Annotated in this window: 9 protein-coding genes; 1 reads left to right on the forward strand and 8 read right to left on the reverse strand. The window is 45.3% G+C overall.

Annotated elements, in window-relative coordinates; genetic code table 11:
• Positions 1-173: 173 nt before the first annotated feature.
• Positions 174-8327: a VCBS domain-containing protein gene (locus BCU12_RS13275; protein WP_102404728.1), complete on the forward strand. Its 8154-nt coding sequence runs from the start codon at positions 174-176 to the stop codon at positions 8325-8327.
• A gap of 96 nt (positions 8328-8423) precedes the next feature.
• Here BCU12_RS13275 and BCU12_RS13280 read toward each other — a convergent pair whose 3' ends face one another.
• The 8 genes from BCU12_RS13280 to BCU12_RS13315 form a co-directional block, all read right to left on the reverse strand.
• A complete protein-coding gene (locus BCU12_RS13280) occupies positions 8424-9737 on the reverse strand; it encodes an HlyD family type I secretion periplasmic adaptor subunit (protein WP_102404729.1) in 1314 nt (437 codons plus the stop codon).
• The gene (locus tag BCU12_RS13285; protein WP_102404730.1) at positions 9730-11928 is read right to left on the reverse strand and encodes an ABC transporter transmembrane domain-containing protein; all 2199 of its coding nucleotides are present in this window, start codon (positions 11926-11928) and stop codon (positions 9730-9732) included. The genes BCU12_RS13280 and BCU12_RS13285 overlap by 8 nt, the downstream gene beginning before the upstream one ends.
• Positions 11925-13571: an ABC transporter transmembrane domain-containing protein gene (locus BCU12_RS13290; RefSeq protein WP_102404731.1), complete on the reverse strand. Its 1647-nt coding sequence runs from the start codon at positions 13569-13571 to the stop codon at positions 11925-11927. Before BCU12_RS13290 ends, BCU12_RS13285 begins: the two co-directional genes overlap by 4 nt.
• A gap of 536 nt (positions 13572-14107) precedes the next feature.
• On the reverse strand, positions 14108-15052 hold the full coding sequence (locus BCU12_RS13295; protein WP_102404732.1) for a LysR family transcriptional regulator: 945 nt from the start codon (positions 15050-15052) through the stop codon (positions 14108-14110).
• A gap of 179 nt (positions 15053-15231) precedes the next feature.
• Entirely contained in the window at positions 15232-15477 is a 246-nt protein-coding gene (locus BCU12_RS13300; protein ID WP_102404733.1) for a hypothetical protein, read from the reverse strand.
• 305 nt (positions 15478-15782) lie between these two features.
• On the reverse strand, positions 15783-16172 hold the full coding sequence (locus tag BCU12_RS13305) for a RidA family protein (RefSeq protein ID WP_102404734.1): 390 nt from the start codon (positions 16170-16172) through the stop codon (positions 15783-15785).
• Positions 16169-16399 carry a DUF2798 domain-containing protein gene (locus BCU12_RS13310; RefSeq protein WP_102404735.1) on the reverse strand — a complete coding sequence of 77 codons (231 nt, stop codon included), beginning with the start codon at positions 16397-16399 and terminating at the stop codon, positions 16169-16171. The genes BCU12_RS13305 and BCU12_RS13310 overlap by 4 nt, the downstream gene beginning before the upstream one ends.
• A 9-nt stretch (positions 16400-16408) precedes the next feature.
• The coding region (locus BCU12_RS13315; RefSeq protein WP_241909834.1) for an antibiotic biosynthesis monooxygenase at positions 16409-16720 on the reverse strand (312 nt) is incomplete at its 5' end.

Here is a 16720-nt window from a genome sequence, read left to right on the forward strand (position 1 = left end):
GATTAGTGTGTTCATATACATAGTTATTTGTCATCCATTTGGGTACTTTGATGCCTAAAACGGAGAACCGTCCCAATTCCTGATTTTTTCTTTAAAAATTATCTTATTAGCTAGCGAAACCTCGACCTGTGTATTTTACTTAAAATAGTGCACCACGATTCACGGATGAGAAAATGGCTACCAAAAAAAACGTCGAAACAAACAAAAAGAATACAGAAGTCAAAAGTAAGAAAAGTAACGAGATAGAACAAAAGACGCCGAAACTAAAGAAGAAGCTCAGACTGCATTCACACCTAAAGGTTAATATCCCACTGTTTCAGTCACTCATGATGATATTGCCATCATTGGCTAAACACGCTGCTGCTGACGGTCTAGACAATTCCGGCGATACCGCAGATCAAGTAGCCGCAAATAGCGTGACAGAAAAAGATGTTACCGATGACCCAACGAAAGCGGACTCATCAGCGGTTACTTATCAAGAGGCTCAAACGAGCGACAGCGACGTAAACTCACCCTCAAGTGAAAGTCACGCTCCCTATGCTTCGAACTCTCACTTGGTTCCTTCTCATCATTTATCGACGCTTTCTCACCCACAAGTCCATTACATTCCCTCGGTATCGATGCCGACTATCTCATCAGAAAGTAACGGCCAGCCGACTCATTCGACTACGCCTCCAACCCCCACTTTACCTGTCACCTTTAAGCCAGAAGTCATAAAAGGTACGTACGGAGAGCTCCATGTGGATGCAAATGGTCAATACACGTTTGTATTGAATCCAAACTCTCCTCAATACATCCTGTTGAATCAGCACCAACAAGGCACTGACCATTTTTTGTTACATCTATCTAATGGCTCGAGTGTCATTGTTCAAGTTCCGGTCACAGGTAAGCAAGACACGCCAAGTATTTCAGGGGATTTAACAGGTGTCGTTACAGAAGATCATAATATTGATTCACAAGGCTTGTTACATGCGAACGGTAAAATTGATGTCATAGACCCTGATCAAAATGAAAGTTCGGTGAAACCGGAAGTCATATCAGGAAAGTATGGTTCATTAACTATCGATGCTGATGGACACTGGCAGTATCAAGTTGATAACTCGCTTTCGAATGTTCAAGCGCTAACCGCAGCCACTTCACTGCACGAAAGCTTCACTATTCACACCAAAGATGGCACACCGCAAACAATCGACATGACGATTGGTGGCAACGATGACAACGCTGTTATCACAGGCGTGGATGCTGGTACGGTAACTGAAGATTTAACGACACAAGTTCAAGGGCAGCTTTCGGTAACGGACTCTGACCTTGGAGAAGACCATTTTCAAGCCTCTCAAGTTAACGGCCATCTAGGCACATTAACCATCTCCAAAGATGGTTCATGGACTTACGATCTCGATAACACCAACCCAAAAGTGCAAGCGTTAGGACAAGGCTCGACTGCCACCGATACGATTACCGTTCATTCGGCAGATGGCACGCCGCATCAAATCACGATTACGGTTAACGGCTCTAATAACTCTGCAATCATCACTGATACCCAAACCAACCTGAATGCACGTGGTGTAACCGAAGATCGTGGCTACATAGATACCCATTATCAACTGCATTATGACGGCCAGCTAAATATTCAAGACCCCGATGCGGGTGAAGCTAAATTTGACCCAAATATTGGCCCACAAACCTATCAAGGTATTGGCTATGACACCAAATTAGGTGGGCACGTATTGCTTATGCGAGATGGCCATTACACTTACACACTAGACAATCGTAATATCCAAAACCTTGCTGAGGGCGAAGTAAAACAAGACTCTGTTGTCATTCGCTCTCTTGATGGCACCACTCACACTATTGAGTTAACAGTACATGGTACCAACGATAAACCGACCATCGCCGCGCAGTCTCAATCGGTGACTGAAGGTGGAAGCGTTCTAAAAGGACAAATGGTTGGTCACGATATAGATACAGGCGCGACATTGACTTACAGCGCACCGCAGATTGATGGTTTGGTGGTTAATCCGGACGGCAGTTATAGCTTCAACCCTGCTCACTCGACCTATCAATCATTAGCATCTGGTGTCACGAAAACGTTGACTGTTCCCGTGACAGTCACAGACGAACATAATGCGAGCAGCACTCAAAATCTCTCAATTACGATTACAGGGGTTAACAACTCCGCAGTTATTGGTGGTGTCGACACTGGTGATGTAATCGAGGGCACTGCAGGTCAAAATATGTCTCCGGATTATGCCCAACCTCTGATGAGTACCCTTGGTCGAGCTCCGCTATATGCAAGTGGAGCGCTAACGATTACTGATGCAGATAGTGGTGAAACAACGTTTGATTCACGAGGCCTTGGATTTAACTATGCGGGAAAATTTGGCGACTTATTGCTGCGAGAAGATGGAACATGGTCTTATTATGCTGATGCCGGAAATATACGTATAAAAGGCGGTATAACCACAAACAGAGGTAGCGCTATTGATCAGTTAGGTGAAGGAGAAGTACTTACTGACACTATCACGATATACTCGAAAGATGGCACCTCTCATGACGTTGTTATCACTATTCATGGTAGCAACGATCGACCGTATTGCTCTTCTGAAGTACAACTCAATTCAGGCAAAGAAGACCTCGCTCAAACCATCACAGCGACCGAATTATTAGCAAATACTGTTGACGTTGACGCCAACGATGCAGGTAAGCTCACGATCGCTAATTTGCATGCTGATCATGGTTCTATACAAGACAACCACGATGGAACGTTCACCTTCACTCCAAGCCATAACTACAACGGCAGCGTCCACTTCACTTATGACGTGAAAGACGCTCATGGTGGTACCACACACACTGGCGCAAGTACCTCTCTCGTAGCGACCCCAGACAAAGCCATTATTTCTGAAGTAACCACTGGAAGTGTTATTGAGGATGGCCCACATGCAACGCACAACAACGGCACAACAACTGAACTGGCCAACGGGCAACTTCAAGTAATCGACCCAGACAGCGGCGAAGATAAGTTCCAATACAGCCAATTTGGTGAGACTCGCATTCACGACCCATTTGGTGGAATGCTTCGAATTGATAGTGCGGGTAATTGGGGATATAGCGTCGACAATGCGGCTCTTCAACACCTAGCACAAGGGCAAGTTGAAACGGTCACTTATCGCGTACATAGCTTCGATGGTACCGCTTATGACTTAAATATTGATGTCGTCGGGACCAATGACGCACCAACAGTCAGCAAAGTGGTTCTCAGCAACGGCACGGAAGATACACACTATCAAATGCAAGCGAGTCAGTTCGGGTTTACCGACGTCGACACTGGCGATACGCTGCATTCAATCGCTATCATTGATCTGCCACCAGCAGCTCAAGGTAAGTTCGTACTCGATGGGCACGATATCACTGCAGGTCAGAGTATTACGACTGCCGATATTGCTAAGCTTCAGTTCGTTCCTGCTCCGGATTTTAACGGAGATGTTCAGTTTAAGTTCACCGTCAATGATGGGCATACAGATTCCCAAAAAGCGACGAATACTCTACACATAGATGCTGTTAGCGACGCCGCAAAAATTGCAGGAACAGATACTGGTGATGTTCATGAGGGCCACACCTATACAGCACCAGACGGTACGATGTCTGGCGGCAGTGTCGATGATCGTTCACCAGATCATATGCATGGAAACATCGGTAAATTATGGAACGACGAAATACACACCGATGGTCACCTGACAATAATCGATACAGATACTGGTGAGAGTCACGCCCAAAACGGTATTTATCAAGGTTCTCATGGGCAAGTCATACTTCAGAGTAATGGAGACTGGAGCTATTATGCTTCCATCGGTCAAGACGCAACAGGTAGACAGATTGATCGCCTCGGTCAAGGTGAATCAATAACGGATACTGTCACCGTTAAATCGGCTGATGGCACTACTCACGATATTCATATCACCATTCATGGCGACAATGACCGCCCGTACTGCTCTTCAGAAGTACAGCTCAACAGCGGAAAAGAGGACCTCGCACAAACCATCACGACAACCGAGTTGCTTGCAAATACTGTAGATGTTGATACTAACGACTCAGGCAAACTTTCTATTGCTAACCTTCATGCTGACCATGGTTCTATTGCGACTAACTCTGACGGTAGCTTTTCATATACGCCAGAGAAAGACTACAACGGACAAGTCCATTTTACTTATGATGTGAAGGATGGACATGGTGGTATTACGCACACTGGGGCTACAACTAGCTTAGCGGCTGTGAACGATAACCCTGATGTCACTCCAATCACCGACAGCATAACGGAAGATACAGATTCACATCACTCGGTAAACTTGCTTGGTACTGCGACTGATGTAGACGGCGATCCATTAGCCATCAGCCAGATTCAGGTCACCTTTGAGGGAGATACTGGACCACTTCCTGTTGGTGTTGGCATCGCGCCAGATGGGCACACACTGATTATTGATAGTCATAGTTCAGCATTTCAACATTTGAGCGCAGGTCAAAAGTCAGACCTTACCGTGCATTATATGGTTGACGATAATCATGGTGGGCAAACCCCTGCCATTGCCACCATTACTATGGTCGGCACAGACGATAAAGCCACGCTTGCTTCCAACGTTATTCAGATGACAGAAACACAAGCACTTGATAGCGCACAACACGCCTATGGTGGCAGATTACAATTAGTCGATCCAGATACTGGCGACAATACCCAGTTTGTATTCAGTGGACAGTACATAGGACAAGGGTACGCCCCTGGCACATTTGATATTTGGCCCGATGGTTCTTACCAATTCAGGTTACAAGGCGCATTAAACCGTCACGCGGATGACCTTGTCGCGAGTTTGCATGCTGGCGAATCGAAAGACTTCCCATACGAGATAAAAACGTCAGATGGGCAAACCCTAACGGTGATGGTTAAAGTAACCGGAGAAGACAGCAACGCACAAATTCATGTTTCGATGCCAAATTCATTGCCTGCTAATCAATCTGTTACTGAAGAACACTTTGTTCCCGCGAGTGCAACGAACCTCTATGCTGGCGGGCGTTTACAGGTGGTTGATCCTGACCATGACCAATCTTATCTGCAAGCCGAAACAATCAATACCGCACACCATGGTCAGTTCAAGATCAGTGCTAATGGAGGATGGAGCTACACCATTGATAACTCCATCGATACAGTACAAAAACTCGGTGCCGGTGAATCATTTACCGAGACCCACACCGTCCATTCTCTAGATGGTACTGCCAGCCAATTGCTCACTGTGACCGTTCAAGGTACCAATGATGCACCAGTGGTATCAGCTGCTGTTAAATTAGCCCCAGGAATAGAAGATACCGATATTCAGCTGAACAAGTCCGATCTTCTTTCAAATGCTACAGACATCGATCACAACGACATAGGGCACTTAAACATAACCAATTTAGTCGCTAATCACGGTGTCATTGTTGATAACAAGGATGGGACATTTAACTTCCATCCAGAATCCAACTATAACGGGCAAGTACATTTTTCTTATGATGTTATCGATGGGCATGGTGGAGTGGCACACACGAGTGCAAGTACCACATTAGCAGCAGTCAATGATGCCGCAGTATTTTCAGTGGACGATACAGGCTCAGTGCAAGAAGATGTCCATGTTCAAGGTGATGCGCAACATACCGTGGCAGTATCTGGGGTGTTAATTGTTTCTGACCCTGACGCAGGGGAAAGTGAATTCGTTGCCAGCCGAAATGTTCATGCGGTCAATGATCAATTTGGAGGTGGTTTAAGCATTGGCCGAGCTGGCGATTGGACTTACTCGGTTCCGAATAACAACTTAAATCGACTTGCTGAGGGCGAAAAACATCAAGTCACCTATGAAGTGTTTTCTCGCGGAGGAGATAAACACCAAATAGTCATAACCGTCGTTGGTACCAATGATGAGCCTTTTCTATCCGTTACCCAAATAACCCCAACAACGGGTACACTTACCGAAACTGATGTTGATGCAAACGACACTCATACCTTCTCTGTCGTCAGTTCAACAGGGCAATTCGGTTCACTCTCGGTCGATCCCGACTCTGGCGCGTATGTGTATACAGCCAATGGTTCAGTTGCAGGAATGAGTTATAACGCGGCTACACACACATATCACGGAACCGATGTATTTGAAGTAAAAGTAGCGGATAATCATGGTGGTGAATCGTCGAAGTTCATTACTTTTGACGCCAACGGTCATGTTTCCGTTGTTCCAGGACAACAACCAACAATTTCAACAACGGTGCCTGTTAATCCACAGATTACGACGGCTCAACCAAGCTTACCAACTGGGACAAACACTCCGCCAAATAATGCAGTCACTGTCGATTTAGCGGCGTCTAGTGATACTGGCACCTCCGATACCGATAACCTCACTAAAGACAGTACACCAACAATCACCGGACACACGGATATTCCTTACTCACAAGTCACTATTTATGATGGCTCCACACCTATTGGGCATGCGGTGTCTGATGGCTCGGGGCAGTATAGTGTGGCAGTGAGCAGCTTATCGAATGGTGATCATAATCTATCCGCCAAAGCATTGGCTCCTTCGTCAGTGCTACCTGCAACATCATCACTACTTGCAATACATGTTGATACTGTAGTTACCCCACTGACCATTGGCTTAACTCATGATACGGGAAGTAATACCTCTGATTTAATCACCAGCGATGGCGCGCTAACTATTGGCGGACAAGAAGCAGGTGCAACGATTGAGTATTCCACTGACAACGGGCATACATGGACGTCAAGCTTTACGCCACAACAAGGTACAAACACCGTTAGCGTGAGGCAGACTGACACTGCCGGAAATGTGTCGGCCAGTACCTCATTGAACTTCACTCTTGATACACAAATACATGTTGGCATCCATACCAACCCTATCACCGCAGATAACGTGGTTAACGCTCAAGAATCCAATTCATCTGTTGATATCACAGGAACCGTTTCTGGTGATTTTAATGCGGGCGACATTGTTACTTTAGACGTGAATGGGAAACAACATACTGGCGTTGTAGATGCAAAAGGACGCTATTCGATTGCCGTCCCTGGAAGTGAACTCCTTGCCGATGCTGACCAAAAAATAGAGGCATCAATAGCGGTAACAGATAGCGCAGGTAATAGCGCTCATGCCACTGCAGATGTTACTTACCAAGTCGATACACAGGCTAGCGTTCCTACGATTACTTTTGAAAACGCAGGGGCAGACAACTTATACAGCAAAGCTGAAATTGCCCGAGGCCATGCAAATACGATCACAGCAACCGTCACACCTCCTGGTGATGCCAAAATCGGTGAGCATCTTGTCGTTAACGGACAGGATCATGTATTAGATGCTCACAGTCTTCAGCATGGAATACAAATTGAAGTTCATCCGGGTTCTAATGTACAAGCAACAATGACTGACGAACACGGTAATACCGCAGGTAGCCAAGGTTTTGCTGCAAGCGCTATACCTGAACCTATCATTGTCAGGCCGCCATCGGGAAGCCATCAAGTATCTGGCACGCTTGGCGTACCGCCACTGCTACCATCTTTAACTCCGGTACCAACAGCACAAAGCGGTTGGCGAATCCATTTACCTAGTGGACAGTATGTCACCAGCCACCATGGGCAATATGGAACATTAACTATTGATCCTCAAACTGGTCACTTACATTATCAAGAGCAAGCTCAGGTTCATACCGGCCCACATGGTAGCGCTTCGGGAATCGGCCAGCATGAGGACAAATTTGAAGTGGCATTGCAAGGGACAAATCAAGACGAAGTAGTCGCCCATGTGAACATCCAGATACTCAGCCACGGGCCGGGACATAGCGGTAAACTGAATATAGGTACCGAGGTGGTCGATATGACAATAACTCCTATCGCCCATTCCTCACACCCTGCTCCACCACCGCCGCCTCCTGTGCAACATGACGAACCTGACATGGCTTCGCAAGCAGACTTTACAGTTACGCAAAGCGATGACAGTTATCTAGATTTGACCCAGCACGCTCACCAAGAACCTGACCAGAAAACGAGCCACCATGGTGCTGCCGCTTATCTGGATGCTCTGGGCATTAAACCCGATGCGACATCGACAACGGTTCACGACCAACCTGCGGACATGGATATCGTACTTGCACAAGTCGACCAACCAGATGCAGTAACCCATGACCAAGCGCACTTGGATATGTCAGACGCGCTGGAACACCATGATGCAAACATCAACCATAACCAAGATGATGAGCATCATCATCACAACGACGTAGACGGGCTACCGGACATTGATCCAAATAGTTAACCGATAACGAGACTAAACAGAAGGGAGCACATGATGTGCTCCCTTTTTATTATTTGCTGTTGTTATTTGTTTACTCTCAACGACTCTATATAACGATTACCTTTCACCAAATGCGACACTGACATTGGTGTAGATCGGTTTCCATAAATACTGGAATACAGATTTCTCACCCGTTGTAATGTCAACTTCGCCCGTCATACCAGGCAAAATAGAAAAGCTTTCTGGGTTATCGCGAAAGTATGGCGTATCAACCGACACTACGACTTCATAATAGATCTCGCCACGCTCGCTTTGACTGGTGGTCGGTGAAATACTCTCAACCGCTCCTTTTAACGCGCCAAAGCGGCTGTAATCAAACGCATCAATCTTGATACGAGTCGGCTGCCCTACACTCACAAAACCAATATCTCTTGGCGATAAACGAGCTTTAAAGTCAGCTTTCCCACCAACAGGAACGATTTCAACCACAGTGCCACCCGGCTGAATAACACCACCGTTTTGCGTGCTTGGCAGGCTTTGCACCAAGCCTTGTAGCGGTGACACCAACATTGTATTCGTCAATTTAGCTTGGCTTGAACGAACTCTGGCATTCAGTGCTGATAAGTCCGATACGGCTTTAGAGCGATCGTCGCTGACTTTCGCCTTCGCCTCTGCCAAAAGCTGTTCAATTTTTTGTTCAGTGCTGTCTGCTTGCTTGATTAACACAGCTTTCTTACCACGAGCTTCTTCGATTTTTTGTTCGATACTGGCCAGTTTTTGTTGCATTTCAAGCACACGTAAACGTGAAATATTGCCCGCTTTATAACCCTTCTCCAGTATGTTCAACTCTTGCTTGGTCGCATTCAGCTCTTTCTCGTAGCTAGGTAGTGATTTTTCTACACTACGAAGCTGCTCTGCAATTTGTTCACTCTCTTTCTCAAGTACCACACGCTTTTGAAAATAGAGGGCTTTTTGTGCATTCAACTGCGCTTTTTGTTGACTAACGATCTCTGGATAATCGACCTCAAACTCAGCAAGATTTGGCTCACGCTGTTCAAGCAAGGCATTCATACGTTCCACACTGGCTAGAAGCGTCACTTGTTGAGATTTCAATTCTTCAAGAGCGGTACGTTGGAAGGTCGCATCAAACTCAACAAGAGGCTGACCTTTCTCAACCAGCTGGCCTTCTTTAACGAGAATTTGCTTTAACTTACCGCCAATCGCACTTTGTAGTACTTGCTTCTCGCCTTCTGGAATTACTGCGCCTTTGGCTTTGGCAATTTCATCAACTTGGGTGACGACAGACCAAGTGGCAAAAGCGATAACACACAAGGCAACTGACCACGTCGCCAATGCCAATGTACGAGCCGTATTTTGTGATTCAACAAGTTCACCGTAGCGCTTGCCCTTCTCGATAGGTTGTTTAGCCATTAGCGACTCCTTGCTTAGACTCTGATTGTTCTTGTGGGGCTGCATCTTGTTGAACAGACGGCTCTTGAGAGAGCGATTGTTCTTGAGACGTTTGAGGCTCTGAAGGTTGCTCAGCCTCTAATGGGCCTGCATAAACCACAGCACCTTCATTTAACACCACGACTTTATCGGCAAGCTTGATTAAATCCGGATCGTGAGAAGTGTAGATCACCGTTGCTTTTCCTTTTTTCGATTGCACAAACTCACCAAATATACGCTTAGCGTTTGGATGAGCATCAGGCACAGGGTTATCCATTAAGAACATTGGGTAATCATAAACCAGCGCTTTTGCATCAATGAGTATCTGCGCAACACTGCCAGACAACATGTCAAAAAGGCTATCCGGTTGAATACTACTGATGGAGGTATCTAGCCCACCAGACAATGTCTCGAACCAACGCTTTCCGCCGACCATTTCAATCGCAGAGATCATTTTCTGATCTTCGACTTTATGGCCGTCGTTTAGCCACTCTCGAATACTCAGCGTAAGCAAATCAGGATAAGCGGCTCGAATGAAACACCAGTGACGATAGAGTTGCGGGTCGTATTGAACGAGGTTAACGCCTTCAAGCTCGACCATGCCATTTTGGATAGGCTGTAAGCCAGACAGTACTTCGATCAATGTTGATTTACCGCTTCCTGAAGGGCCAGTAATCGCAACAATTTCACCCGCTTCAATATCAAAACTCACACCACTCAAGGCGGGGCGACTCTGTTTAGGATAACGCAGTGTCACTTGGTCTAATTTCAAGTTAGGCGCTACTGTCGGTAACGGATGATGCTGGTAACTGAATTCCCGCTCGGACGGCTGAGACAAAATACGGTTCACTTGCAGCTTAGATTGATTAAAGCTATTAAAACGCATCGCGCTGTTTGCCAACACCTGAGCAGGCCCCGTCACCTTAGATATCAACATCATTGAAGCAATCAAGCCACCGGGGGTCATTACTTGTTCAAAAATGAGCCCTATCCCTAATCCCATCACAGCTAATGTCGAACCAACACTAATGAAATAGTAAATCGAGGTGTACCGACTCTGGAGAACCGATTGATTGAAAGTCACTGTTGAAGCAAGAAGATTGGCTTTTTTGAAACGTTGAATCCAGTGCTCTGAGAATCCAGCACTGCGAATAAAGGCAAGCTTAGATGACAGCTCATTAGTCATGTTTTGACGATTCGTACCTGCTACCGTCGATTGCATTGAGCGCTTGCTGCTAGAGCGTATCGAACGTTTTGCTAGCAAGTAATAAAGAACCAAAGAGACTAGAGGAACCAGCACCAACCATCCGCCTAATACACCAATCGCGAGTACAAAAATTAGAACGAATGGCAGATCAAACAGCGCATTTCCTAATGGCCCCGATAACACACCTGAAATACGCTCCGACAACATCACTTGGTTTTGCTGACTAGAAGAGGCTGTTTGCTGATTTTGAGCATAGCTATTTCGAAGCAGCCGCTGCACGAGGGATTGAGAGATCTCACGACTCACTCGGTTTGAAACTGAAGAAAACACTCGGCTGCGCAATGTTCTTAACCAACCCATCATGACAAACAACAAGGCCGCGCCAATGGCGATACCTTGCAGCTCATGCCCTGCATCGCCACCAATCACATGGTCATAAATCGACATTGTGATGAAGGGGACGGCAAGTGCAAATAAGTTGGTGATAAAACTGACTAGCAACAATTTAGGAATGATGGGACGAAACGCATGTAACCTTTCGCCAACCCAATCAGGAGAAGCCTTCTCCAATGGTGGACCTTCGATAACGATGCAAAACTGCGGGACATCGGTGATGTCGTCATTGGCGTTAAAAGAAACAAATTGTTTGGATTCTAAATGACCAGAGACCAGCTCACTTTCACCAAGCACCAGTAAAACCAATTTATGTTCGCCAACTTCATCTAGGTTGGCAACCAAGCGATAGGGCAATGCAAGCCTATCGAACAGGGCAAACATATCGTCGATTGATTCAATCCCATTTTCATCGACCCATTGATGTGCGAACAACTGGATATTCGCATTCACTTCCAACTGTTTAAGAACCGAAAGGCTTTCATTTTCTAAATGGTTCATCACCTCTTGTCGACCATTCGTATCTGCACGGTTGCTCGTATCTGAACGGTCACTAGCATCTAAACGATTCATACGATAGCCTCCTGGTTGTTCTCGCTTTCGGCCGCAATAGCTCGACGTTCCACTGTAATGATTCGATTAGCTAATTCGCGAAGTTTAGAATGGTAGCTCACCATCAGTATCGTCCGTCCTGCCGTCACTTCTTCTTCCAACACTTTAGCTAGATTTCCAAGGGCATCTAAATCAAGTGAAGAATCTGGCCTTTCTAACATGATAATGGGTTTATCACTTGCCAGTTGAGTCGCGATATTGAGCATTTTCACGTTGCCCATACTCAGCAGAGACGCACTTGTATGGCCAATTTGTGTCTCTAGCCCATCCGGTAATCGAGTAATTTCCTTGGTTAAACCCAAACGCTTAGCATAGTCACTGGCGCTATGTGTTCTCTCAGGATCAAACCCACACAAGTTGTCGAGAATAGTCCCTGACACTAACTGCCCTTTAACGCCGCAGTAAGCCGCAATATTGGTTACGGATGCGATTGAAACGGCAGCTCCATTAATGAAGCACTCACCCGATTTTAGATCATCAATACCTGCAATCGACGACAATAAATGACTGTTGGTATGGCGATCCTCACTCTCTAACAATACCAACTCACCTTTATTTAGTGTGACATCTGCATGAGCGAGTTCACCGTATCTTTCAACGGTCGCTTGCTTGATTTCCAAGGTCTCAAAGTCAGATACGTGGCTCTCAGCTTGCTCAGAATCTGAAGACTCCGATAGTGACAAGTCGCTCAATTTTTCTATTGCCTGATTGGCACTGTGTATTGAATTAAGCTTGATTCGAACGCCAACCAGAGCGCTTAACGGTGCAACCGCTCGACCCGATAAGATAGAACATGCTGCCAACCCACCTGTGGTCAATTGGCCATCTAACACCCACAAGCTGCCAGTAATCACGAGTAAAACTGACGTCGCTAATGCGGCAAGCTGAATACACTCTTGGGCGAAGGCATTCTGTTCTTCTTCTCTCGCTTTAGACTGAGAACGAACATTATTGAGGGATTTAAACTGATTGAAGATTCGAGACTCAACGGCCTGCCGTTTAATGCCCTGAATGGTTTGACTAAGAAGAATCAAGAAGGCTTTTCTCTCCTGCTCATCTTGGGAAGCTTCTTCACTTAGACTTTTAACGCGAATAGAAGATAACCAAACAATTCCGAGAGTAATCAGCCAAACTGCCAAAGGTATTGCCACCAGCTCACCACCGATGTAAGCCACCAAGCCCAAGAAGATCAATGCAAAAGGCAAATCAATAAAGCCTGCAATCACACCGCCGGAATACCAATCTTTAACTTTGGATACTGAACCCAGCCCCTCTTCTACGCCGCCAACACCAATGTGGCGAAGATGGCCTGATGAAGCCGTTGTTACTCTTTCAACCAAGGTTTGATAAGTCGCTTTCTCAGTATTGCTGGCCGCGGCAGACAAAAGCCAAGTTCGCACAAACCGGATGAGCGCTTCCATAGCGACAGCCAACGTCGCACCTGCTAATAACAGAGTGGCAGTCCCATAACTCTGGTTAGGTAAGATACGATCGTAAATTTGTAAAACCGTTAACGGTACGGCGAGAGAGAGAAGATTTATGAGCAAAGAAGGCAGTAGGACTTTCCCCACCACCCCTTTGTTTTTCATTGAACTTGCGGGCATACACAATCCTTATCCATGCTTATGAAATAAGATTGGTACATGCTACTTATTTACGCAAGGTAAGATGCTGATTTAGTTTAATTTTAAGACATTACTCAAATCAGTTATTTCCATCAATCCTTTCAGCCAAAATTTCATGTTATCAGTCATTAAGTTACAACGAGAAATATCCAACTTTAGATAGTTCTGTTCAAATCATGATTCTCAATATTGGAACTTCTTTTGGTTATGAGGCAGTCGATATAACAGAGCTCTTCTTACGAAACATATTCTCCTTTCTTCTTGAATAGATCCTACGAACAGAAATCCGCTATGTATTTCGGGAAAATATAGGTATTAGGATTATGTATCTGAGATTCATATTAACGGATTACTTGTGAGCTTATGTTCTAAATGATATTGGGGCAGAAGTGCTTTAGCTTAACTGTCCCGCCTGACTTGATGTAGCTAAAAACGACCAATCTTTATTGTGCGTGATCAGACTTTCTTGGGACTGATTCAACGATATTGTTTCCCCGACAGCGGTTTGCTACGGGCTACTCCTCTGGAAGAACAGATTTAGCGATGTTCATTAACCAGTGTATTTTCTCTGTTTTGTCATTTTTATTGTGGAAGTAACTGTAGATATCGGGTGATACGATGTCTTCACTTAGATCCAGTTTGATGATTCGAATGTTTTTGAGTTGCTCGTAGTTTGAAAAGCGAGAGACGGGTGCAATCATATCGCTAAATTGAACCGCTTCGAGTATGACTAATGGCAGCTCAGAACTTAGAGCAACGTTAAGTTTTACACCATGCTTTTCAGCGACGTATTCTGGTGTGGTTGTTTTGTCATTCCAGTTAGGCGTCAAAATGTGACCGATTGGGTATTTCGTTGCTTCCTGTAGAGAGATGGTATCGCCTTGATGCGGGTGGCCTTCTCGACAAATTAAATGCAGGTGATCACTCCCGACTTTTTGTGAAACCAATGATTTGAGTGCGAAGTCACTGCTATAACTGATGCCCAAATCAATCTCCCCATTTTCAATTTCGTTTTGGGTATTCTGATTCCACGTTCTAAACGTCACCTTGAGGTTCGGCGCGCTTTGATTAATCTGCAGAAACATTTTTGAAGAAATAGCGCTCATCAATCGAGGAGAGATCGCAATGGTCAGCATGCCCGCCAGTTCTTTAGGATCAAACTCTTGTCGGTTGTTTAAACTGACTTCTAGGCTGTCTAAAATAGGCGAAATTGTGGAATAAAGTTCCTCACCATAAGGGGTTGGTGTGAGGCCTTTACTGCTTTTTACGAATAGGTCATCTTCAAAATTCAGTCTCAATTTATTGAGTGATTTACTGATGGCTGGTTGGGTGACAGATAGTCGAGTCGCCGTCAATCTCATGTTTTTTTCTTGAAAAAGAATACTAAAAACACGCAGCAAATTGAGGTCGATATTCGTATAAAGATTGTTGGCCATAGCATCTAAGAGTGAACGTTCCATAGCGCTAAGTTTATCATATCTGTGCGTATCAATGCTGTTGGAGGTTTGTTACCGCACATCGAGAAAGGATGTAAATGATTTGGTTGGCGAGGAGAGTCGCTGTATTGATCGTGCTAAATGCTAGCCTCAATATTGATATCAAGGCTAGGGGAAATAGCGAGAAAGTCTTTGGTTATCTATCAGTGCTTTTTCGGCCCATTACGAACCATTTCTTTACCCGTTTCGAAAATCTCTTGCGTCACCCAGCGAGCCAGCAACAGATTGTTTGCATTATCGAATACCGCAACAAAGTGACGACCATCAGTATTGTTGGTGGCCATGCCAATTCCAGCAACGCCCTCTAGGCCAAAGCCACCATTCTCAACCGCGATGAGAAATTGCTCAAGGTCCGCTAGGTTATCAATTACTGCTTGTTCATTGTTCATCGGTTTTTCTCTCGTCTTTGTTTTTTGCTTACTAATCTAATTGTGGCTAATACTCACAAGATTGCCGTTCGTCTCGCCAGAAACAGGCTTAGGGAAAGTGATGGGTTCCCTTGACATCTTGTCTATTTTCCAATGGGCGTACTTTACAGATGAAGAGGTCAGATTGAAACTCCGTGCACTCGATTCCTTGGGCAAAAATGTTGGAGATTGAGCTGATGAGAAAAGTGAAAGAAGAGGAACATAAGCGATGCTCCTCTTCTGGTGAGATTTTTATTTATCAGTTGATGAGCCTCAGGGTTACATCTTTACTCAGCTAATGCGATAACGGCCTCTACCTCCACCAGTAAATCTGGGTGAAAGAGTGCATCCACTTTAACCAGAGAGCTTGCTGGGAATTTTCCGCCGTAGATCTTCATCAGTGCGTCTCTTGCTTGGTGCAGGGTTGTGAGATCGGTAATGAAGATCGTCACTTTAATGATCGCGTCCAAATCTACGTTGTGATGCCGAGTAATTGTCTCAATTTGGTCAAATACCGTAACCAATTGCTGAGAAATGTCCTTATCTTGAGTAGAACTCCCAAAGGCCGTTAGGCCCGATGTGTAGAGAACATTTTGAAAGGAAGTGGCGTGAACATACGGGCCTACAGCCTCCCCAAGCTCTGGGTAATGGTGTCTGGTTAGTGCTGCGTTGCTCATAAACATTCCTTTTTATTGTTGTCGAGTAAATACGCGGTCAATGTGTGAACATAAGGGCTAAACACAATTGAAATAAGTGCGGCTGCTGGCCACGCTAAAACAAATGCCTTTCCCCAAAACAGTGTGAAATTGGCGACGAACCCGAGGTTTAACCAGGTCACCCATAATGTCATCAAGCTGGACAAGACAAGAGACATTAGAACGCCAAAAACAATTTTTCTAATCATCATCTCTTCCTAAAGTGCGTGCAGTTTTTCAATATAGACAACCTCGGTGAGATTGTGTTGTAGATACGACTTGGTATGTTCCTGATTGAAATGGCGAGTCAGCGCTTGTTCGTCGTCCCAACGTTCCCAAAGCGTGAAGGAGCGAGGATCGTCTTTGTGTGCGAGCAATTCGAAGTATTGGCAACCTGCTTCCTTATTGGTTTGCTCAACAAGCTGCGTTAATTGTTCAATAGCAAAGGCACGATCGCTTTTTTCGGTAAGTTTAAGTCCTGCACTGATGTGTAACGTCTTCATAGATATTCCCTTTTGATGGTGTTGCGT

The organism is Vibrio sp. 10N.261.55.A7, assembly GCF_002877365.1.
Taxonomy (GTDB): domain Bacteria; phylum Pseudomonadota; class Gammaproteobacteria; order Enterobacterales; family Vibrionaceae; genus Vibrio.